Origin of the sequence: Ancylobacter moscoviensis, assembly GCF_007559435.1 — a bacterium.
In the GTDB taxonomy this organism is placed as follows: domain Bacteria; phylum Pseudomonadota; class Alphaproteobacteria; order Rhizobiales; family Xanthobacteraceae; genus Ancylobacter; species Ancylobacter moscoviensis.
Genome location: NZ_VMBP01000002.1, coordinates 728,407 through 748,528, shown reverse-complemented (window position 1 = coordinate 748,528; position 20,122 = coordinate 728,407). Strand labels below are relative to the sequence as shown.

The 20,122-nt window shown below is 67.4% G+C and carries 19 protein-coding genes; 12 read left to right on the top strand and 7 right to left on the bottom strand.

All coding sequences use genetic code 11. The features are described from left to right. Positions 1–24: 24 nt before the first annotated feature. From FO470_RS09610 to rpe, 5 genes are all read left to right on the top strand, one after another. Entirely contained in the window at positions 25–1,224 is a 1,200-nt protein-coding gene (locus FO470_RS09610) for a quaternary amine ABC transporter ATP-binding protein (protein ID WP_144342696.1), read from the top strand. 13 nt (positions 1,225–1,237) lie between these two features. After that, positions 1,238–2,092: an ABC transporter permease gene (locus FO470_RS09605; protein ID WP_144342695.1), complete on the top strand. Its 855-nt coding sequence runs from the start codon at positions 1,238–1,240 to the stop codon at positions 2,090–2,092. A 66-nt stretch (positions 2,093–2,158) separates the two neighbouring features. After that, positions 2,159–3,013 carry a glycine betaine ABC transporter substrate-binding protein gene (locus tag FO470_RS09600; protein WP_144342694.1) on the top strand — a complete coding sequence of 285 codons (855 nt, stop codon included), beginning with the start codon at positions 2,159–2,161 and terminating at the stop codon, positions 3,011–3,013. 396 nt (positions 3,014–3,409) lie between these two features. Then, the gene (locus FO470_RS09595; protein ID WP_144342693.1) at positions 3,410–5,575 is read left to right on the top strand and encodes an inverse autotransporter beta domain-containing protein; all 2,166 of its coding nucleotides are present in this window, start codon (positions 3,410–3,412) and stop codon (positions 5,573–5,575) included. Between the two features lie 80 nt (positions 5,576–5,655). Continuing rightward, positions 5,656–6,342, top strand: coding sequence for a ribulose-phosphate 3-epimerase (gene rpe, locus FO470_RS09590; RefSeq protein ID WP_144342692.1), 687 nt, complete (start codon positions 5,656–5,658; stop codon positions 6,340–6,342). A gap of 12 nt (positions 6,343–6,354) precedes the next feature. On the opposite strand, the gene FO470_RS09585 is transcribed toward rpe, so the two are convergent. Then, entirely contained in the window at positions 6,355–6,963 is a 609-nt protein-coding gene (locus tag FO470_RS09585) for an N-acetylmuramoyl-L-alanine amidase (RefSeq protein WP_144342691.1), read from the bottom strand. A 145-nt stretch (positions 6,964–7,108) separates the two neighbouring features. Between FO470_RS09585 and purB the strand changes: the two genes are divergently transcribed. Then, the gene (purB, locus tag FO470_RS09580) at positions 7,109–8,416 is read left to right on the top strand and encodes an adenylosuccinate lyase (RefSeq protein ID WP_144342690.1); all 1,308 of its coding nucleotides are present in this window, start codon (positions 7,109–7,111) and stop codon (positions 8,414–8,416) included. Positions 8,417–8,442: 26 nt separating this feature from the next. Here the strand turns inward: purB and FO470_RS09575 are convergent, their stop codons facing one another. The 3 genes from FO470_RS09575 to FO470_RS09555 form a co-directional block, all read right to left on the bottom strand. After that, positions 8,443–9,117, bottom strand: coding sequence for an SH3 domain-containing protein (locus FO470_RS09575; RefSeq protein WP_144342689.1), 675 nt, complete (start codon positions 9,115–9,117; stop codon positions 8,443–8,445). 133 nt (positions 9,118–9,250) lie between these two features. Then, positions 9,251–11,326 (bottom strand): SH3 domain-containing protein, encoded by a 2,076-nt coding sequence (locus FO470_RS19850; protein WP_246659534.1) that lies wholly within the window; start codon positions 11,324–11,326, stop codon positions 9,251–9,253. 181 nt (positions 11,327–11,507) lie between these two features. Beyond that, complete coding sequence (locus tag FO470_RS09555; RefSeq protein ID WP_144342688.1) at positions 11,508–11,831, bottom strand: DUF1476 domain-containing protein; 324 nt, start codon at positions 11,829–11,831, stop codon at positions 11,508–11,510. Positions 11,832–12,132: 301 nt separating this feature from the next. Here FO470_RS09555 and purC point away from each other — a divergent pair, with 301 nt between their 5' ends. The 6 genes from purC (at position 12,133) to grxD (ending at position 16,943) form a co-directional block, all read left to right on the top strand. Continuing rightward, entirely contained in the window at positions 12,133–12,942 is an 810-nt protein-coding gene (purC, locus tag FO470_RS09550) for a phosphoribosylaminoimidazolesuccinocarboxamide synthase (RefSeq protein WP_144342687.1), read from the top strand. 140 nt (positions 12,943–13,082) lie between these two features. Next, positions 13,083–13,325 carry a phosphoribosylformylglycinamidine synthase subunit PurS gene (purS, locus tag FO470_RS09545; protein ID WP_144342686.1) on the top strand — a complete coding sequence of 81 codons (243 nt, stop codon included), beginning with the start codon at positions 13,083–13,085 and terminating at the stop codon, positions 13,323–13,325. 5 nt (positions 13,326–13,330) lie between these two features. Beyond that, complete coding sequence (gene purQ, locus FO470_RS09540) at positions 13,331–14,029, top strand: phosphoribosylformylglycinamidine synthase subunit PurQ (RefSeq protein ID WP_144342685.1); 699 nt, start codon at positions 13,331–13,333, stop codon at positions 14,027–14,029. Between the two features lie 55 nt (positions 14,030–14,084). Beyond that, positions 14,085–16,295 carry a phosphoribosylformylglycinamidine synthase subunit PurL gene (purL, locus tag FO470_RS09535; RefSeq protein ID WP_144342684.1) on the top strand — a complete coding sequence of 737 codons (2,211 nt, stop codon included), beginning with the start codon at positions 14,085–14,087 and terminating at the stop codon, positions 16,293–16,295. An 18-nt stretch (positions 16,296–16,313) separates the two neighbouring features. Then, entirely contained in the window at positions 16,314–16,547 is a 234-nt protein-coding gene (locus FO470_RS09530; RefSeq protein WP_144342683.1) for a BolA family protein, read from the top strand. A 57-nt stretch (positions 16,548–16,604) separates the two neighbouring features. After that, on the top strand, positions 16,605–16,943 hold the full coding sequence (grxD, locus tag FO470_RS09525) for a Grx4 family monothiol glutaredoxin (protein WP_144342682.1): 339 nt from the start codon (positions 16,605–16,607) through the stop codon (positions 16,941–16,943). Positions 16,944–17,098: 155 nt separating this feature from the next. Here the strand turns inward: grxD and rpsD are convergent, their stop codons facing one another. The 3 genes from rpsD to murI all read right to left on the bottom strand — a co-directional run bounded on the left by rpsD (position 17,099) and on the right by murI (position 20,073). After that, complete coding sequence (gene rpsD / locus FO470_RS09520) at positions 17,099–17,716, bottom strand: 30S ribosomal protein S4 (RefSeq protein ID WP_144342681.1); 618 nt, start codon at positions 17,714–17,716, stop codon at positions 17,099–17,101. 216 nt (positions 17,717–17,932) lie between these two features. Continuing rightward, entirely contained in the window at positions 17,933–19,186 is a 1,254-nt protein-coding gene (locus FO470_RS09515) for a lytic murein transglycosylase (protein WP_144342680.1), read from the bottom strand. A gap of 77 nt (positions 19,187–19,263) precedes the next feature. Beyond that, on the bottom strand, positions 19,264–20,073 hold the full coding sequence (murI, locus tag FO470_RS09510; RefSeq protein ID WP_335880645.1) for a glutamate racemase: 810 nt from the start codon (positions 20,071–20,073) through the stop codon (positions 19,264–19,266). Positions 20,074–20,122 lie beyond the last annotated feature (49 nt).

Below are 20,122 nucleotides of genomic sequence, written 5' to 3'. Positions count from 1 at the left end.
TTCCCTCAATAATGAGGGGAGCGCATGAACGCAAAGCGACCGCGGGTTCAGGTCCGGGGACTGACGAAAATATTCGGCGACGAGGCCGGCGCGGCGTTGCCGCTGCTCAAGGCCGGGCAGAGCCGCGCCGAAGTGCAGAAGGCCACGGGCGCCGTCATCGGCCTGCAGGATGTAAGCTTCGACGTCGACGAAGGCGAAATCCTCGTCGTCATGGGCCTGTCGGGCTCGGGCAAGTCGACCTGCCTGCGCTGCATCAACCGGCTGATCGAGCCGACCTCCGGCTCGGTGCTCGTCGATGACACCGACGTCACCGCGCTCAACGAACGCGAACTGATGGAATTCCGCCGCACCCGCTTCGGCATGGTGTTCCAGCAATTCGCCCTGTTTCCCCACCGTACCATCCTGCGCAACGTCGAATACGGTCTCGAAGTCCAGGGCGTCGCGCCCGATCTGCGGCGCGACCGGGCGCTCACGGCGATCGAGACGGTCGGGCTGAAAGGCTGGGACCAGCACTATCCCTCGCAGCTTTCCGGCGGCATGCAGCAGCGCGCCGGCCTCGCCCGCGCGCTGGCGCTGGACCCGGACGTGCTGCTGATGGACGAGGCCTTCAGCGCGCTCGACCCGCTGATCCGCCGGGACATGCAGCAGGAACTCGTGGCGCTGCAAAGGCGCCTGAAGAAGACCATCGTCTTCGTCAGCCACGACCTCGACGAGGCCATCGCGCTCGGCGGGCGCATCGTGCTGATGAAGGACGGCCGTGTCGTCCAGCAGGGCACGGCGGCCGACTTCCTCGCCAACCCGGCCGACGACTATGTGCGCCGCTTCGTCGAGCATATCGACGTGCTCGGCGTCGTCACCGCCGGCGACGCCATGCGCCAGCCGGCCGCCGTGAAGCCCTGGCAGAGCACCGCCGCCGAGGCGCTGGCGATCCTCACCCAGTCGGGTGAGCCGGTCGTCACCGTCGTCTGCCACGAGGGACGTTTCCAGGGCACCGTCGATGCCGAAACCCTGAAGCAGGCAGGCGATACGGAACTGCGCCTGCTGCTCAGCGACCGCGAGGCCTGCGTGCCCGGCACGGCGACGCTGAACGACGCCGTCGCCAAGCTCGCCTCCGGCCGCGGCGAGATCGCTGTCATCGGGCCGGACCGCGAGCTCAAGGGCGTGATCGCCAATGCCGACCTCGTGGCGGCGCTGGCGCGGCGGCGCTCCGAAACGACGCACTGAGGGAGGACGGACGATGGCCTTCGAGATCCCCCGCATTCCCCTCGCCGAATGGTGCGACATCGCCCTCGACTGGGCGACGGAACACTTCTCGGGCGTCACCCGCGCGCTCAGCGCGGTCATCGGTACCGGCATCGAAGCCACTACCGATTTCCTCGTCGGCCTGCCGCCCTGGCTGGTCATCATCCTCTTCGGACTGCTGATCTGGCGGCTGACCACCGCGCGCATCGCGATCTTCTCGATGCTCGGCTTCGCCTTCCTGTGGAACCTCGAGCTCTGGCGGGCGACCCTGCAGTCGCTCGTGCTGGTGCTGGTCTCGACGCTGTTCGCGCTCGCCATCGGCATTCCGATCGGCGTCGGCGCCGCGCTCAGCAAGCGCTTCTGGCGCGTCGTCGCTCCGGCGCTCGACATGATGCAGACCATGCCGAGCTTCGTCTATCTGATCCCCGCCATCCCGTTCTTCGGCCTCGGGGCGGTGTCGGCCTGCTTCGCGACCATCGTCTTCGCCATGCCGCCGACCATCCGCCTGACCGCCCTCGGCATCCTCCAGACACCGCCGGAACTGGTCGAGGCCGCCGACGCTTTCGGCTCCAGCCGCTGGCAGAAGCTGTTCAAGGTGCAGCTCCCCCTCGCCATCCCGACCATCATGGCCGGCATCAACCAGACCATCATGCTCGCGCTCTCCATGGTGGTGATCGCGGCGATGATCGGTGCCGGCGGGCTGGGCGGCGAGGTGTGGAAGGCGATCCAGCGGCTCGAAGCCGGACAGGGTTTCCAGGCCGGCATCGCCATCGTGGTGCTCGCCGTCATCCTCGACCGCATCACCCAGTACGTCGCCCGCCACATGCGGCGCGACCGCCAGGGCGGCTGACCATTCCTACAACGGAAGCAGCGCAACGACTTCCGACCCCTCACCTTCCAACGCGGAGCAACCGACATGTCGCTATTCGGAAAGTACGTGAAGACGGCCGCCATCGCCGCCACCGCCCTCGGCCTCGCCGTCGGGGCTGCGCAGGCGGAGAAGAAGGACCTGACCATCGCCTATGTGGAATGGTCCGACGCCGTGGTCGCCACCAACATCATCAAGACCGTGCTGGAGGACAAGGGCTACAAGGTGAAGATCGTGCCGCTTTCCGGCGCCGCCATGTGGCAGGCGGTGGCGACCGGCGAGGCGGACGCGATGGTCGCGGCTTGGCTGCCGGCCACTCACGCCGCCTACAACGCCAAGCTCAAGGACAAGGTGGTCGATCTCGGCCCCAATGTGACCGGCGCCAAGATCGGCTGGGCGGTGCCGACCTATGTCGACATCACCACGATCGAGGACATCAAGAAGGACCCAGCGAAGTTCGGCGGCAAGGTGATCGGCATCGATCCCGGCGCCGGCCTGATGAAGGCCTCGGAAAAGGCGGTCAAGGACTACGGCCTGCCGGTGAAGCTGGTCGAGGGCTCCGACGCCACCATGGTCGCGGCGCTGAAGGACGCCTACGCCAAGAAGGAGCCGATTGTCGTCACCACCTGGACGCCGCACTGGATGTTCGCCGAGTGGGACCTGAAGTATCTCGCCGACCCCAAGGGCGTGTTCGGCGGCGAGGAGACGGTCAACACCGTGGTCTCGACCAAGCTGAAGGAAGAAGCGCCGGAGGCTTACAAGATCCTCGATAATTTCAGCCTCTCGCTCGACGACGAGCAGAAGGTGATGGTCGAGAACAACAAGCCCGGCGCCGATCCGGCAGCCACCGCCAAGGCGTGGGTCGCGGCGAACAAGGACAAGGTCGACACCTGGACCAAGTGAACCGGTCCGGCGGAATCGCCGACCGTCGGGCGCGCCCGGATGTGCGCCGGCAGAACCTCCGTCCACCTGCGCCCGGCCCTGGCCGGCTCGGGTGGCGACCTCCCCTGCGGCCGGATCATTTCCGGCCGCTTTTTCTTTTCATTCCCTCGGAGGGAGTCCGGCCAGACACGCCGGACCAGCGTGGCGACGGCAGTTCCCGCAAGGAGCTCGTTCGTGTTGCCATCGCTTCCTTGACGCGATGTTCGATATTTAATTTGTCTACGAATAATTATAAAATGACTTTTATATCAACAACTTAGAGTCATTTTTCGTTCTTTTTGGTGAATGGCGGTGCTAACGCAGTGCGCCGGGATTGAGGTTCGGAAACCCTCCGAAACCTTCCCCAGGAGAGTGCACATGAGACGCGCCGTTATTCCCGCGCTCCTCGCGACCGCGGTGAGCCTGCCGGCGATGGCCGAACCGCCGGGAGGCGCCCCCGCCTCGCTGGAAGCCACGCTGGGCACGGTTGGAGACGAAGCCTTCGGCAGCTTCGACCTGTTCCTGCCGATGACGGGTGACGGGAACCGCCTACTGTTCCTCGACGCTCGCGCCAGCTTCGGCAGCGAGCAGGAAATCGAGCAGGGCTCGCTCGGCATCGGCTACCGCTTCCGCCACGACAATGGCTGGGTCTACGGGATCAATGGCTATTTTGACTATCTGAACAGCCAGTATGACAACAGCTTCACCCAGATCGGCGTCGGCCTCGAAGCCCTCAGCCAGGATTGGGAGATCCGCGCCAATGCCTACCTGCCGGTGGGCGACATCGAAAGCTCGCTGGCCATCGCAAATGCCGCGCTGATCGAGGCCAACCGCCTCGTCTTCCGGGCCGGCGAGGAAACCGCCATGGACGGGTTCGATGCCGAGATCGGCTATCGCCTGCCCTTCCTCTCGCCGGACGACCTCACCCAGATCAAGCTCTTCGCCGGCGGCTACTACTACACCGGCGACGATCTCGAAGACGTACCGGGCGTATCCGCCCGCATCGAGCTGTCGCGCGCCGGCCTTCCCGCCTTCGGCAACGGCTCGCGCTTCACGCTCATCGCCGGCCTGACCCATGACGACCAGCGAGACACGCAAGGCATCTTCCTCGCGCGCCTGCGCGTTCCGCTGGGCGACACTTCCGGCCAGGCTCCCTACGACCCGCTCTACCGCCGCGTCGACCGGCAGGACGCGATCCGCACCCTCGCCGGCGCCACCGGCAAGGCCGAGACCGCGATCTACACGGAAACCGGACAGGCGGCGGGCCGGGTCGTCAACATCGGATCGGGCGACACCGCATCCGCCATCAACGAGCGTCTGGAGAATGCCGGCAACGGCGCGCTCGTGCTGGCCTCCGGCGCCATCGATGTCGATTCCGTCGTCTCGCTCGGCGCCGGCCAGTTCCTGCTGGGCGGTGGAGGCGCGCTCACGGTTCGCGGCGCGCTGAGCGGCGGCACGGCAGTCTTCCGCAACAGCCTTCCGGCGGCGACCATCACCGGCAGCGATCCGCTCGCCGATGTCGTGGCGCTGGCCGGCGACCGGAGCGCCGTCGCCTCCCTCGCCGTTCGCGGCGGACGCTCCGGCGTCGTGGCGGAAGGCGTGGACGACATCATCATGCGCGATCTCGACATTGCCGATGCCAGCAGCCACGGCATTGCGCTGACGGACGTCTCGGGCGCGCTCATCCGCGCCACCCGCATTCACGACCTCGCGCCCTGCGAGGACAATACCGCCTGCGAATGGTCGATCTTCGACCCGAACGTCGTCCATAACGCCGGCATCGCGGCACTCGCGGTCAAAGACCTGCGGGTCAGCGGCGTGACGATGGAAAACGTCACCTACGGCCTCTTCGTCGGCAGCCAGTACGAGGAGATCGACTGGGAGAACGTCGTCACCGGCCAGAGCCGCGACATTGTCATCGACAACCTGTCGATCACCAACAGCCGCCGCGAGGGCATCCTCATGGTCGGCGTCGAGGACGCGGCGTTGCGCTCCGTCACCATCGACAACTCCGCCATGGAGCGCTCGATGGACCTGATCGTGCTGCAGAAGACGGCGCACGCGATGCTGGACGATCTGACGCTGAAGGGCGGTATCAACGGGCTGATGTTCGCCTCGTCCTTCAACCTCCCGGGTGAGACGACCGACATCTCGGTGTCGAATGCGTGGATCGAATCCACCTATCGCGCCGGCATCTTCATCAATCCGTCGAGCGACATCCGCTTCGAGAACGTCACCATTGTCGATCCCGGCAGCTACGGCGTCTATTTCTACGGCGACGCCTGGGGCTTCTCGGGCGGCCCCGTCACCGGCATCAGCTTCACCGATGTGGCGGTCGCGCGCAGCGGCGCCTCGGCGGTCTATGTCTCGGGTCCGATCCAGGACATCTCGGGCGACATCGCCGTGACGGACGTGCCGGCGCGATGCAGCGCCGATGCCGGTGCGTGGTCGGGAACGGAACTGATCCAGACCGGCGGCGAGGTCTTCTCGATCGGCGGCACGCCGGTTTCGCCCGGCACGCTGAGCGCCACCTGCGGGCTTTGACACCAATGGACGGCCGGGACGGCATTGCCGCCCCGGTCCCTTGGTGCTACGCCCCCGGCAAACAGCCGGAGCCTCGATCCATGACCACCCGCCCGCTGATCATCGCCCCCTCCATCCTCGCCTGCGACTTCGCCCGCTTCGGCGAGGAAGTGCGCGCGGTCGACGCGGCCGGGGCGGACTGGATCCATATCGACGTGATGGACGGGCATTTCGTGCCCAACATCTCCTTCGGTCCGGACGTGGTGAAGGCGATCCGCCCGCTGACCTCCAAGCCGTTCGACGTGCATCTGATGATCGCGCCGGCCGATCCCTATCTGGAGGCCTTCGCGAAGGCCGGCGCGGATCACATCACCGTCCACGCCGAGGCCGGCCCGCATCTGCACCGCTCGCTGCAGGCCATCCGTGCGCTCGGCAAGAAGGCCGGCATCGCCATCAACCCGGCGACCCCCGCCAACGCCGTCGAGCACGTGCTCGACCTCGTCGACGTGATCATCGTGATGACCGTGAACCCCGGCTTCGGCGGTCAGGCCTTCATTCCCTCGGTGATGGACAAGGTGCACCAGCTCTCGGCGATGATCGGCGAGCGCCCCATCCATATCGAGATCGACGGCGGCGTGACCAGGGACACCGCGAGCGCCTGCATCGCGGCCGGCGCCAACGCGCTGGTGGCCGGCTCGGCCGTGTTCAAGGGCGGCGCCGGAGCGTATGCCGGCAACATCGCCGCCATCCGCGACGCCGCGCTGCGTGAACGCGGCGCGCTGGTGTGAGCCGAACGCCGGCTAGTCGCCGCGGCCCAGCACTCTTGCCGCGAAGCTGAGCATCGGAAAGGCCGGACCGGGATCGACCCGCCGGCCCCGCGACACGTCCTCGTGGCCGACGACGTCGTAGAAGCCATAGGCGCTGTGAAGCGCGAGCGCCACTTCCAGCGCCACCTTGATCTGGGCGGCCGGATAGGCGTGCCAGCCGGCTACGACATTCCCGTGCTTGTGGGGGGCCTCCACCACCTGATCGGCCGGGATGACGTTGCCGGCCCAGTTCTGCCAGGTGTCCCCGACCTTTATCAGCCTGCCCGCGTTCACCAGCTCGATGCCGATGGAATGGCGGTTCATACCTTCCAGCCCGGCCCATTCCGAACGGCCGGCATGCCAGGCGATGCGGTTGAAGCGGACCATCTGGGTGACGTTGCCGTTGCGGTCGATCACGAGATGCGCCGAGGCCTGCGACGCCGGCTGCGCCAGCCATGCCACGGCGCCGGCGCCGGTCATGCCGGCCGTGTAATGCAGCACCAGATACTGCGGACGGAAGGCCCCTCCCTGATTGGTCGTCGGCACGAACTCGACCGCATCCCCGTTAAGCTCCAATGTGTGGTTACGCACAGAAAACGACATGAACCAATTCCCACCAGTTGTTCATGATTAGTTATACACGCATTGATTGTATGAGCGAGGCAAAAGCCGTCGGTTGCGTCGCCGGCCCCGCCCTGCTAGAGCGCCCGGCAACGACGCCATCCCCGTCTTTCCCGAAGGGCCGCCCGTGATCCCGCGCTATACCCGTCCCGAAATGGCTTCCATCTGGGAGCCGCAGACCCGCTTCCGCATCTGGTTCGAGATCGAGGCGCACGCCACCGATGCTCTGGCCGAACTCGGCGTCGTGCCGAAGGAGGCTGCCGCGAAGGTCTGGGAAAAGGCAAAGGACGCGACCTTCGACGTCGCCCGCATCGACGAGATCGAGGCGGAGGTGAAGCACGACGTCATCGCCTTCCTGACCCATCTCGCGGAGATCGTCGGTCCCGAGGCGCGCTTCGTCCATCAGGGCATGACGTCGTCCGATGTGCTCGATACTTGTCTGTCGGTGCAACTCGTGCGTGCCGCCGACCTGCTGATCAAGGATGTCGACCGGCTGCTCGCCGCGCTGGAGGCACGTGCCTTCGAGCACAAGCTGACGCCGACCATCGGACGCTCGCACGGCATTCATGCCGAGCCGACCACCTTCGGACTCAAGCTCGCCCAGGCGCATGCCGAGTTCCAGCGCAACCGCGCTCGCCTCGTCGCCGCGCGCCACGAGGTGGCGACCTGCGTCATTTCCGGCGCGGTCGGCACCTTCGCGCAGATCGACCCGCGGGTTGAGGAATACGTTGCCGAGAAGATGGGCCTCGCGGTGGAGCCGGTGTCCACGCAGGTCATCCCGCGCGACCGGCACGCCGCCTATTTCGCCGCGCTCGGCGTGGTCGCCTCCTCCATGGAGCGCGTCGCGGTGGAGATCCGCCACCTGCAGCGTACCGAGGTGCTGGAGGCGGAGGAGTTCTTCTCCGCCGGCCAGAAGGGCTCCTCGGCCATGCCGCACAAGCGCAACCCGGTGCTGACCGAAAACATCACCGGCCTCGCCCGCCTCGTGCGCGGCATGGTGACCCCCGCTCTGGAAAACGTCGCGCTCTGGCACGAGCGAGACATCTCGCACTCCTCGGTGGAGCGGATGATCGGCCCCGACGCGACGGTGACGCTCGACTTCGCGCTGGCGCGCCTCGCCGGCGTCGTCGAGAAGCTCGTCATCTATCCCGAGAACATGCAGAAGAACCTGGACCGCCTCGGCGGTCTGGTCCATTCCCAGCGCGTGCTGCTGGCCCTCACCCAGAAGGGCGCCTCCCGCGAGGACGCCTATCGGTTGGTGCAGCGCAACGCCATGCCGGTCTGGCGTGGCGAGGGCGATTTCCAGACGCTGCTGACCAACGATGCCGAAGTCCGCAAGTACCTGACGGCCGAGGAGATCGCCGAGAAGTTCGACCTCGGCTATCACCTCAAGCACGTCGATACGATCTTCAAGCGGGTGTTCGGCCGGAGCTGAACTCCGGCCGCGCCCGTCGTCAGGGCTCAGCGGAAGCCGCGACCGCCAAAGCCCCGGCCGAAGCCCATCCCACCGCCCCGCATATAGACCGGGCGGCCACGGAAGGCCGGAGCGCCGCGGAAGGCGGGACGACCGCCCCAGTAGGCCGGACGGCCGCGCCACGCCGGCGCGCCGCGCCAGCCCGGAGCGCCGCGCCAATACGCCGGGCGACCACGCCAGCCGGGAGCGCCGCGCCAATAGGCCGGCCGCCCACGCCAGTAGGCTGGGCCGCGCCAGCCGGGACCGCCACGCCAATAGCCGTAGCGCGGCCCCCACCACGGGCCGCCGTAGCCCCAGCCCGGGCCGTAATAGCCCCAGCCGCCGTCCCAGGCCGAGCCGACCGCCGCGCCGAGAGCGAAGGCTCCGACGCCGAGGGCCACATCGTCCACCCCCGAATAATCGGGGCTGACCACCACACTGGTGCCCCCGCCCGACAGGAAGCTGGCGCTGACCCAGCCACCGGCCACGCGGCACCAGTTGCCGCGGCAGCCGCCCACATCCACGCGGGCACCCGCCGGCAGCGAGCCGATGACCCGATAGTTCGTTCCGGGACCGCTGCGCACATTCACATTGCCGGTCACCACGGCCGCCGAGGCCGCACTCATGACGCTGCCCGCGACCAGCAAACCGGCCGCCAACGCCAACGACTTCACAAGACTCATTTTGTCCTCCCTCGAGGTACGCGCCGCGCGCGGCCCCTCGCGGCATGCGCGGAGTTCCGGTCATCGTCGATAGCAACCCCGTCCGACGGAATTGGTTGCATTACCTATGTAATGCGGTTCTGAGGGAGCAACCTCACCAAATGCCGGCACGCGGCCGCCACACGACCGGGCGTCCGCGGTATTCCGGCCCCTCTGCGTAAGGTCCCTGCCAGCGTGGCCCCATGCCGAGATACCAGGCCGCCGACTGCGGCAGCCGGCCCTCGCCGCGCTTCGACCAGTACATATTGCCCCGGCGATCTCCGAAGCGTGCCCGCGTCGGATAGCCGGGATGAATGTTCCAGAAGCTGGTGCGGCCGCCCCAATAGCTCGGACGCGCACCCCAGTTGGAGGTCATGTTGCGACCAGACAGGGCAGGCCCCCAGTAGCCGGGGCCCCAGCTCGTGCGCCAGTTGGTCCAGCCGATGCCGCGGCCGTACCCGCCCAATGAGCTGTCGAGCCCGCCCAGGGTGTCCTGCACCGGCAGGCTCGCCGCCGTCACGTAACCACCCTGCGGATAGACCGGTTCGACATAGCCGAGGTCGTCATAGGACGACGCGGGCGCATAGGACGGCGACGCGGCGAGCATCGCCGGATCGACATAATCCGCGCTCGAATATTCGGCGCCCGAGACCACGGCCGGGCGCGCCAGAAGGCTTCCCGCATCGGTACGCCCGGAAGAGAGATAGCGCGCGCTGACATAGCCGTACTGGGTCTCGCACCAGCTTCCCGAGCACCCGACCACGCTGACCGGCGCGCCGGCCGGCAGGGCGCCAAGCACCTGATAGCCAGTGCCGGGACCGCTGCGGACGTTGACGTCCGTGGAAGTGGTCGCCGTATAGGCACCCGAGGTGGCGAAGCCGGGCGCGGTCGGCGCCGGATTCAGCGCGGCGCCGGGTGCCCCGAGATAGCGCGGTGCCTGCACGGGGGCGACGGGAACGGTGCCGATATTGGTGCCGACCGGGTAGTAGCCGCGCGCCGTCGGCGCGGCGCGATAGGCGGCCGGATACGCCGGCTGCGTGTAGCCGTAGCCGCCCTGGTTGATATGGCGAGCGCTGACATAGCCGTATTGCGTCTGGCACCAGCTTCCGGTGCAGCCGACCACATTCACGGGCGAGCCGGCCGGCAGCGTACCGAGCAGGGCGTAACGCACGCCCGGACCGCTGCGCACATTGACATTGGTTCGGGTCGTCGCCGTACCAGTCGCCGCATAGGCTCCGGCAACGTTGGACGGCGCATAGGCACGGCCCGGCGCCGGATAGGTCCGGGCGGGGGCATAACCGAGAGCGGAGGCACCGGCCGACGGGTAGGTGCCGACGCCCGCCGGCGCGGCGTAGCCCTGCACCGCGGCGCCGGGCGCTCCATAGCCCATGGCGGCCTGGGTGGCAGCATTCCACGCGAGGGAGTCGCGCGTCTGCGAGCCCGGCACGCGCGGCTGCGCCTGCGCGCTCAGCACCTGCTGAACCGGCCCACGCGACAGCAGATAGATGCTGATGTAGCCCTCATTGGTCTGGCACCAGCTATTGGCGCAGCCCGTCACCTCCACCTTGGTGAAGTCGGGCAGCGTCTTGATGATGTCGTACTCGACACCGGGACCGCTGCGCACATTGGTCGTGCCGATGGTGGTGCGGGGGCCGGCCATGGTGGTGTTGGAACCGGGATGGACGGGATCGACGCCGTTCGCCGCCGTTCCACCCGTCACTCCCATATTGGTGGCCACGACGCGGTTCGCGACGGGCGCCGGGGTCGAGACGGGTGGCGCGCCATAGCCCAGAACCGCCGCCCCGGCCGTCACACTGGAAGCGGGCGGCGCGTAGACGGGCGCCGCAGGGGTCGCCATCGTATTGTACGGCAGGCGATAATTGGTGCCGCTGTTGGCGTAGGCAGGCGCATAGCCGCTCGAAGCCGCATAGCCGGCCGCCGGCGCATAACCGCCGCTCTGCGACAGCAGCCGCGCGCTCACATAGCCATATTGGGTCTGACACCAACTGCCCGTGCAGGCCACGACCTCGACGGCAGAACCGGCGGGAAGCGTGCCGAGCACGCCGTAGTGAACGCCCGGGCCGCCGCGCAGATTCGTGTTGGTCGTCGTCACCGCCGGCCAGGCGCCGGCGCTCAGCGTGCCTCCGACGATCAGGCCGGAAGCCAACGCGAAGGACGTGGTAAACCGCATCGGCTCCTCCCCGGACGTCGCCTTCCCTCACGGAGGGTACGACGGTGCTCAGGGATGCCGCGATTATGGTCGGTTCGCAACAAAATAAGAGGAAAATGGTTGCTAAGCTGCAACCGTCATGGTTGACGGCCCCGCAAGCAGCCGATTCGGTCGCTTGCGGAGGCGTCGAAATCCGGAAGGCTCAGCCTTCCTTCTTCAGCGTCTCGATGGCCGCAGAGAGCAGCTCTTCCATCGTGCGACGGATGCGGTGCTCGGAGACGTCGAGCCCCTTGGCGTCGAAGTCGGTCTTCAGCTTGCGATAGACGTCCTCGTCGCCGGCCTCCTCGAGGTCGGCCTCGACCACCGAGCGGGCATAGGCCTCCGCCTCGGCGCCCGCGAGACCGAGCTTCTCGGCCGCCCAGAGGCCGAGCGCCTTGTTGCGGCGGGCCAGAGCCTTGAAGCGCAGGCTCTGATCGTGGGCGTATTTGGCTTCGAACGCGTCTTCGCGGTCGTCGAACGTGCTCATTTGCTCGCCCTGTATCCTGGTAAATGGCGGGCTTGATTATCGCGCCCCCGCCACCAAATCAACGCCGTCGACATGCCTCAACGGCCCCTACGTCAATGTGACGCTCACCCTCGTATAACGCGAGAACATGGCGCCCATGCGTGTAAAGGGCACGTGGACACGTTTGTATCCGCCCCCCCGATGGGCTAGTGTCCGCGCGTGGGCGCTGGTGCCGATGCGAGACGAATCGTCAAGCGCGAGCGGATCGCGCAAAAGTGCGGCGCCCTAGCCGTGAACCCGGAACCGGAGCCCCGGCATCCTAATGGACTTCCTCAACCGACGGTACCCACCCATGAGCCGCCGCCGCCGCATTTATGAAGGTAAGGCGAAGGTCCTCTATGAGGGCCCTGAGCCAGGCACGCTGATCCAGCACTTCAAGGACGACGCCACCGCCTTCAACAACAAGAAGCACGATGTCATCGACGGCAAGGGCGTGCTGAACAACCGCATCTCGGAATACATCTTCCAGAAGTTGAACGAGATCGGCGTCCCCACGCATTTCATCAAGCGGCTGAACATGCGCGAGCAGCTCATCCGCGAAGTCGAGATCATTCCTCTCGAAGTCGTCGTGCGCAACGTCGCCGCCGGTTCGCTGTCGAGCCGCCTCGGTATCGAGGAAGGCACCCAGCTCCCGCGGTCGATCATCGAGTTCTATTACAAGAACGACCAGCTCAACGACCCGATGGTCTCGGAAGAGCACATCACGGCCTTCGGCTGGGCGACCACGCAGGAAATCGACGACATCATCGCGCTGGCCATCCGCGTGAACGACTTCCTCTCCGGCCTGTTCCTCGGCGTCGGCATCCGCCTCGTCGACTTCAAGATGGAATGCGGCCGCCTGTGGGAAAACGACATGATGCGGATCGTCGTCGCTGACGAGATCAGCCCGGATTCCTGTCGCCTGTGGGACATCAAGTCGAACGACAAGCTCGACAAGGACCGTTTCCGCCGCGACATGGGCGGCCTCGTCGAGGCCTACTCGGAAGTCGCCCGCCGTCTCGGCATCATGTCCGAGAACGAGCGCCTTCAGAGCGGCGGCCCGGTTCTGGTGAAATCCGAACCCGAGGAGTGAGGGGGCAAGACCCGTGGATGCGTTGTCCTCGGGTCAGCCATTCCGCACTCAAGCATTGAGCCGTTCGCGGCCAGATGATAGGCGGGGGCCCGAAAGCCCCCGTTTCTGTTTTCCGCAAGAACGTCCTTGAGAGTGAATCCATGAAGGCGCGCGTCCTCGTCACCCTGAAGTCCGCCGTGCTCGATCCGCAGGGCAAGGCCATCGAGGGCGCCCTGCGCTCTCTCGGCGTCCCGGGCGTCGCCAGCGTGCGGCAGGGCAAGGTGTTCGACGTCGAGCTGGATACCACCGACGCGGCCAAGGCCGAGGCGACGCTGAAGGACGCCTGCGAGAAGCTGCTCGCCAATACGGTGATCGAGACCTACCGCATCGAGTTCGTGGGCTGACGACCATGAAATCCGCCGTCCTCGTCTTTCCCGGCTCCAACCGCGAGGGCGACGTCGCGCGCGCCCTTGAACTGGTGACGGGCGTCAAGCCCACGCTGGTCTGGCACGCCGATACGTCCCTGCCCGCCGGCACCGATCTCGTGGTGCTGCCCGGCGGCTTCTCCTATGGCGACTATCTGCGCTGCGGCGCCATCGCCGCGCGCGCCGCCATCATGGACGCCGTGCGGGCCCACGCCGCGCGCGGCGGGCTGGTGCTCGGCATCTGCAACGGCTTCCAGATCCTCTGCGAGAGCGGACTGCTTCCGGGCGTGCTGGTGCGCAACGCCCGCCTGCGCTTCATCTGCCGCGAGGCGCTGCTGAAGGTCGAGCGCAACGACACCCCCTTCACCCGGCGCTACGCCAAGGGTGCCGTCGTCCGCTACCCGGTGGCGCATGGCGAGGGCAACTACACCGCCGACGCCGACACGCTGAAGCGGCTGGAGGACGACGGCCGCGTCGTCTTCCGCTACGTGATGGCGGATGGTCGGCGCGATGACACGCAGGTGCTCAACGGCGCCGCCAACTCCATCGCCGGCATCGTCTCCGAGAAGCTCAACGTCCTCGGCCTGATGCCGCACCCCGAGAACCATGTCGACCCGCTCGTCGGCCCGACCGACGGGCGCGCCCTGTTCGAGAGCATCGTCGGAGCGCTGGAGCGGGCCTGAGCCGCGTGCCTGCTCCCGCCCCTGCCCGCCCGCGTAACGGAATGACGGCCTTCGCATGACCTCCGCCGAACCGAAGATCACCCCGGAACTCGTCGCTGACCACGGCCTCAAGCCCGACGAGTATGAGCGCATCCTGAAGCTGATCGGCCGCGAGCCGAGCTTCACCGAGCTCGGCATCTTTTCCGCCATGTGGAACGAGCACTGCTCGTACAAGTCCTCGCGCCTGCACCTGAAGGGGCTGCCGACCAAGGCGCCGTGGGTCATCCAGGGGCCGGGCGAGAACGCCGGCGTCATCGACATCGGTGACGGCAAGGCTGCCGTGTTCAAGATGGAGAGCCACAACCACCCGTCCTACATCGAGCCTCATCAGGGCGCGGCGACGGGCGTGGGCGGCATCCTGCGCGACGTGTTCACCATGGGCGCGCGCCCCATCGCGGCGCTGAACGCGCTGCGCTTCGGCGATCCCAAGCACCCGCGCACCCGCCATCTGGTGGCCGGCGTGGTCAGCGGCATCGGCTCCTACGGCAACTCCTTCGGCGTGCCGACGGTGGGCGGGCTCGTCGGCTTCCACACCCGCTATGACGGCAACAACCTCGTCAACGCGATGGCGGTCGGCCTCGCCGACGCCGACAAGATCTTCTACGCCAAGGCGACCGGCGTCGGCCTGCCGGTGGTCTATCTCGGCTCCAAGACCGGCCGCGACGGCATCCACGGCGCCACCATGGCCTCCGCCGAGTTCGGCGACGGCGCCGAGGAGAAGCGCCCGACCGTGCAGGTCGGCGACCCCTTCGCCGAGAAGCTGCTGCTCGAAGCCTGCCTCGAGATCATGGAAGCGGGCTGCGTGGTCGCGATCCAGGACATGGGCGCGGCGGGACTGACCTGCTCGGCGGTCGAGATGGGCGCCAAGGGCGATCTCGGCATCGAGCTCGACCTCGACAATGTGCCCTGCCGCGAAGAAGGCATGAGCGCCTACGAGATGATGCTCTCCGAGAGCCAGGAGCGCATGCTCATGGTCATCGCGCCGGGCAAGGAAGAACAGGCCGAGGCGATCTTCCGCAAATGGGGCCTCGACTTCGCGATCGTCGGCCACACCACCGACAATCTGCGCTTCGTCGTGCGGCACAAGGGCGAGGTCAAGGCCGACCTGCCGATCAAGGAGCTGGGCGACGAAGCCCCGCTCTATGACCGGCCGTGGGTCGAGACTCCCAAGCAGCAGCGCATCGATCCCGCCTCGCTGGACATCACCGCCACCATTCCCGGTGCGCTGGAACGGCTGATCGGCTCGCCCGACTTCGCCTCCAAGCGCTGGATCTGGGAGCAGTACGACCACCTGATCCTCAACAACACCGTGCAGCGCCCCGGCGGCGACGCGGCGGTCGTGCGCGTCGAGGACGGCCCCAAGGGGCTGGCCATGGCTTGCGACGTCACCCCGCGCTACTGCGAGGCCGACCCGTTCGAGGGCGGCAAGCAGGCGGTGGCCGAGGTGTGGCGCAACATCACCGCCGTCGGCGGCAAGCCGCTGGCGCTGACCGACAACCTGAACTTCGGCAATCCCGAGAAGCCCGAGATCATGGGCCAGCTCGTCGGCTGCCTGCGCGGCATCGGCGAAGCGGCGCGCGAGCTGGAGTTCCCGGTCGTCTCCGGCAATGTCAGCCTCTACAACGAGACCCACGGCCGCGGCATCCTGCCGACCCCGACCATTGGCGGCGTCGGCGTGCTCGACGACATCGAGAAGATGGCGACGCTCGACTTCAAGGAGAGCGGCGAGATTGTTTTCGTCGTCGGTGAGACCGGCGGCTGGCTCGGCCAGTCCGCCTTCCTGTCGGAGATTCTCGACCGCGAGGACGGCGCCCCGCCGCCGGTCGACCTCGCGCTGGAGCGCAAGAACGGCGACTTCGTGCGCGCCCTCATCGAGGAAGGCCTCGTCACCGCGGTGCACGACGTCTCCGATGGCGGCCTGCTTGTCGCGCTTTCCGAGATGGCGATGGCCTCCGGCATCGGCGCCAACCTCGTCGCCCCGCCGGCCGAGATCAACCCGCACGCCTTCTGGTTCGGCGAGGATCAGGCCCGCTACATCGTCACGGTCGAAAGCGGCTCCAAGGCCCTGCTGCTGCGCCGCGCCGAACTCGCCGGCGTGACGATCGCCAAGCTCGGCACGACGGGCGGCGACCGGTTGAATATCCCCGGCGAGCGCCCAATTGTGGTGGACGCGCTGCGCGAGCGTAACGAAGCCTGGCTGCCCATCTATATGGGCGCGGGCCTGTGATGTGAGGGAACACAGTCGATGGCGATGGAAGCGACCGAGATCGAACGGCTGATCAGGGACGGGCTGCCGGACGCGACGGTCGAGATTCGTGATCTGGCCGGGGACGGCAATCACTATGCCGCGACCGTGGTTTCCGAGAGCTTCCGCGGCAAGAGCCGTGTGCAGCAGCATCAGATGGTCTACGCGGCGCTGAAGGGCCAGATGGGCGGCATATTGCATGCCCTGGCGCTTCAGACCAATGTACCGGACTGAAGGCGGCTCACGTCGCCACAACCTCTCGCGAGGCCCCCACGGGCGAAAGGCAATGCCATGAGCATTCACGATTTCATCGACAGCCAGGTGAAGAGCAACGACGTCGTTGTCTTCATGAAGGGCACGCCGCAGTTCCCCATGTGCGGCTTCTCCGGGCAGGTGGCGCACATCTTCAACCTGCTCGGCGTCGACTATAAGGGCATCAACGTCCTCGATTCCGACGAGATCCGTCAGGGCATCAAGGAATACACGAACTGGCCGACCATCCCGCAGGTCTTCGTGAAGGGCGAGTTCGTCGGCGGCTGCGACATCGTGCGCGAGATGTACCAGTCCGGCGAGCTCCAGACCCTGCTCGAAGAGAAGGGCGTCGTAGTGATGGGCCGCGCCACCGCCTGAGCGGACGCGCGTTCACCGGCCGGGACGACAAAGCCGCCCTCCGGGCGGCTTTTCTTTTGCGCGGCCTCGCCCAGCCCCTCTCGCCGCTCCGGCACAGCCCAACAAAAAGCCGCCCTCGCGGGCGGCTTTTCCGTAGCGGATGATCCGGTGATGGATCAGCGCGAATAGAACTCGACCACGAGGTTCGGCTCCATCACGACCGGATAGGGCACCTCGTTGAGCTCGGGCACGCGAGCGAACTTCGCGGTGAGCTTGGAGTGGTCGACCTCGAGATAGTCCGGCACATCGCGCTCGCCCGAAGCAACGGCTTCCAGAACCAGCACGAGCTGCTTGGAGGCGTCCTTCACCTCGACCACGTCGCCGACCTTCACCTGGTAGGACGGGACGTTGACGCGGCGGCCGTTCACCTTGATGTGGCCATGGCTCACGAACTGGCGGGCGGCGAACACGGTCGGAACAAACTTGGCGCGGTAGACGACGGCGTCGAGGCGGCGCTCCAGAAGGCCGATCAGGTTGGCGCCGGTGTCGCCCTTGAGGCGCGCGGCTTCCACATAGATCGAATAGAACTGCTTCTCGCCGATCGAGGCGTAGTAGCCCTTGAGCTTCTGCTTGGCGCGCAGCTGCACGCCGAAGTCGGAGAGCTTGCCCTTGCGGCGCTGGCCGTGCTGGCCGGGGCCGTACTCACGCTTGTTGATGGGGCTCTTCGGGCGGCCCCAGATGTTCTCGCCCATACGGCGGTCAAGCTTGTGCTTGGCCGAAACGCGCTTGCTCATGCGCAGGTCCTTCTCGCATTGTTGCGGTTTGGATCGCGCCCCCTCCTCTACTCCCTTGCGGGAGCCGACAGGACCAGTCCGAACGCGCCGGACAGACCCACGGGTGCGTGAAACACCACGCGGGACCGTTGCCGGCCCCGCGTGTGCGTGGGTGGATAGGCGGAAACGCACGGAAGGTCAAGCGCGACCGTCACCCGATCGTCACGCGGAACGGGGTCATCGCCCCTTACGCAGCGCCGCCAGCACGTCGAGGCTGGCATAGCCGTCCGGCTCCAGCCCGACCTTACGCTGGAAGCCCGCGACGGCGCGCATCGTCATGTTGCCGACGCGCCCGTCGACGCCGCCGGTGTCGAATCCCGCCTTGGTCAGCCGGCGCTGCACTTCCTGGATCTCCGCCAGCGTCAGCACCCGCTCGCCGCCCGGGAAGGGCGTGATGAACGGATCGCCGCCGAGCACCCGGTCGCCCAGATGGCAGACGGCGAGCGCGTAGTTCATCGACGGGTTGTAGCTGCGCACCGCATAGAAATTCTGCGTCAACAGAAAGCACGGCCCCTCCGTCCCGACCGGAGCCCACAGCCGCGCCCGCGCCTTGGGAAACTGGAAGCGGCCGCCGCCGGCCGGCTTCACGCCCAGCCCCGCCCAATCCTCGACGGTGCGCCAGGACCGAGCGTCGGCATACTTCTCCGGCACGCCCGCCATCGTCACCTCGAAACCCCAGGGCAGGCCGCGCTGGTAATTGCCGCGCTTGATGAGGTAGCGCGCGCTGCCAGCCAATGCGTCGGGTACGCTGTAGGGCGAGGGATGGCCGTCGCCGTCATAGTCGACGCCGAGATTCAGCCAGACCTCCGGCATCCACTGCGTATGCCCCATCGCGCCGGCCCAAGAGCCACGCATCCCCTCCGGCTCGCCCCAGCCGCGCTGAACCACGGCCAGCGCGTTGAGGAACTCGGTCTCCCAATATTTGCGGCGGCGCGGCTCGCCCCAGGCCAGCGCGCCCAGCGAAGGGAACACCGGCTTCATGTGGTCCTCGTCCTCGACCAGTTCGCCGAAGGCGCTCTCCATGCCCCAAAGGCCGAGCAGGACGTCCAGCTCCACGCCGAAATCCTTCTGCAGGCGCTTGAGCAGCGCCGCATTCTCCTTCGCGGCCGCCCGGCCGGTGATCAGCCGCCAGTCGGAGATGCGCCGGTTGAGATATTGCCAGAGCTCCTCGCGGAACTCCGGCTGCGCCCGGTCCTTGGCGTAGACGGAGGTATCCGGCTTCAGCCCGCGCGTGACCCGGTCATACACCGCATCGGAGATGCCACGCGCCTTGGCGCGGGCGCGGAAGGCGACGATCCAGGCGTCGAAGGACTGCTTGGCGGATTGCGCGTAGGCATCGCCTCCTCCGAGCGCCAGCGCAGTGGCGCCGGCACCGAGCAGGAATGCCCGCCGGGTCGGACACCGCGCGTCGTCAAGAACACTGCCAGTCACTTTGCATCTCCTGCCCTACGGGCATGCTGGGCAGGGATCGCGGCGCTGGCAAGGCACCTGTAAAAAGCGCAGCCTTCTCAAGCAGGTGTCGGCATCGATGCCGGAGCGGACGCCATGGGCACGAGTTCGCCGGCCCGCGCGCGTCGGCCGACGATTCGTTCCACCAGCGCCGCGTCGAGCGGGCTCCCGGTGGAAAACAGCCGCATCGGCGCCGGGCTCGCGGCGAAGGCGACGGGACCGAGAAGCGAACTGAGACGCCGGGCGATGGCCGCCGCCGGGTCCACCCAGCGCACCGGCCAGGGCGCCACCTTGCGCAGCCGGTCGAGCACCAGCGGATAATGGGTGCAGGCCAGCACCACCGTATCGGTGCGCGCCTTGCCCTCGCGCACGAAGGCCGGCGCGATCTCGGCGGCGAAGGCTTCGTCCGGCACGTCCACGCCGGCCATCGCCGCCTCCGCGAGCGCCGCCAGATGGACGCTGCCCACCAGCGTCACCCGGCAATCGCCGGCGAAGTCGCGGATCAACGCCTGGGTGTAGTCACGCTTCACCGTGCCCGGCGTCGCCAGCACGCTCACCTGTTTGGTGAGAGACCCCTCGCAGGCCGGCTTGATGGCCGGCACGGTGCCGACGAAGGGAATGGAATAGCGCGCGCGCAGGGCCGGCAGCACGAGCGTCGAAGCCGTGTTGCAGGCGATGACCACGGCATCCGGCGCCAGCCGCGCAATCAGAGCGTCCATGACGCCAACGACGCGGGCGACCAGATCCTCCTCGCTGCGCGGGCCATAGGGGAAGCCGGCATCGTCAGCCGCATAGACGAAGCGCGCATCCGGCCGCGCCCGCACCAGCTCGCGGAACACCGAGAGCCCGCCGAGACCGGAGTCAAACACGATAATGGTCGGCGCGCGAAGCGCGACGGCAGGCGGGTGAAGCGGCGGC

Bases quoted from the DNA above. Each gene is read 5' to 3' on its own strand.
- FO470_RS09555 (WP_144342688.1), bottom strand. From the start codon at position 11,831: ATGAGCACGTTCGACGACCGCGAAGACGCGTTCGAAGCCAAATACGCC.
- rpsD (WP_144342681.1), bottom strand. From the start codon at position 17,716: ATGAGCAAGCGCGTTTCGGCCAAGCACAAGCTTGACCGCCGTATGGGC.
- FO470_RS09595 (WP_144342693.1), top strand. From the start codon at position 3,410: ATGAGACGCGCCGTTATTCCCGCGCTCCTCGCGACCGCGGTGAGCCTG.
- FO470_RS19850 (WP_246659534.1), bottom strand. From the start codon at position 11,326: ATGCGGTTTACCACGTCCTTCGCGTTGGCTTCCGGCCTGATCGTCGGA.
- rpe (WP_144342692.1), top strand. From the start codon at position 5,656: ATGACCACCCGCCCGCTGATCATCGCCCCCTCCATCCTCGCCTGCGAC.
- purC (WP_144342687.1), top strand. From the start codon at position 12,133: ATGGACTTCCTCAACCGACGGTACCCACCCATGAGCCGCCGCCGCCGC.
- grxD (WP_144342682.1), top strand. From the start codon at position 16,605: ATGAGCATTCACGATTTCATCGACAGCCAGGTGAAGAGCAACGACGTC.
- FO470_RS09600 (WP_144342694.1), top strand. From the start codon at position 2,159: ATGTCGCTATTCGGAAAGTACGTGAAGACGGCCGCCATCGCCGCCACC.
- FO470_RS09605 (WP_144342695.1), top strand. From the start codon at position 1,238: ATGGCCTTCGAGATCCCCCGCATTCCCCTCGCCGAATGGTGCGACATC.
- purS (WP_144342686.1), top strand. From the start codon at position 13,083: ATGAAGGCGCGCGTCCTCGTCACCCTGAAGTCCGCCGTGCTCGATCCG.
- FO470_RS09530 (WP_144342683.1), top strand. From the start codon at position 16,314: ATGGCGATGGAAGCGACCGAGATCGAACGGCTGATCAGGGACGGGCTG.
- purL (WP_144342684.1), top strand. From the start codon at position 14,085: ATGACCTCCGCCGAACCGAAGATCACCCCGGAACTCGTCGCTGACCAC.
- FO470_RS09585 (WP_144342691.1), bottom strand. From the start codon at position 6,963: ATGTCGTTTTCTGTGCGTAACCACACATTGGAGCTTAACGGGGATGCG.
- purQ (WP_144342685.1), top strand. From the start codon at position 13,331: ATGAAATCCGCCGTCCTCGTCTTTCCCGGCTCCAACCGCGAGGGCGAC.
- FO470_RS09575 (WP_144342689.1), bottom strand. From the start codon at position 9,117: ATGAGTCTTGTGAAGTCGTTGGCGTTGGCGGCCGGTTTGCTGGTCGCG.
- FO470_RS09610 (WP_144342696.1), top strand. From the start codon at position 25: ATGAACGCAAAGCGACCGCGGGTTCAGGTCCGGGGACTGACGAAAATA.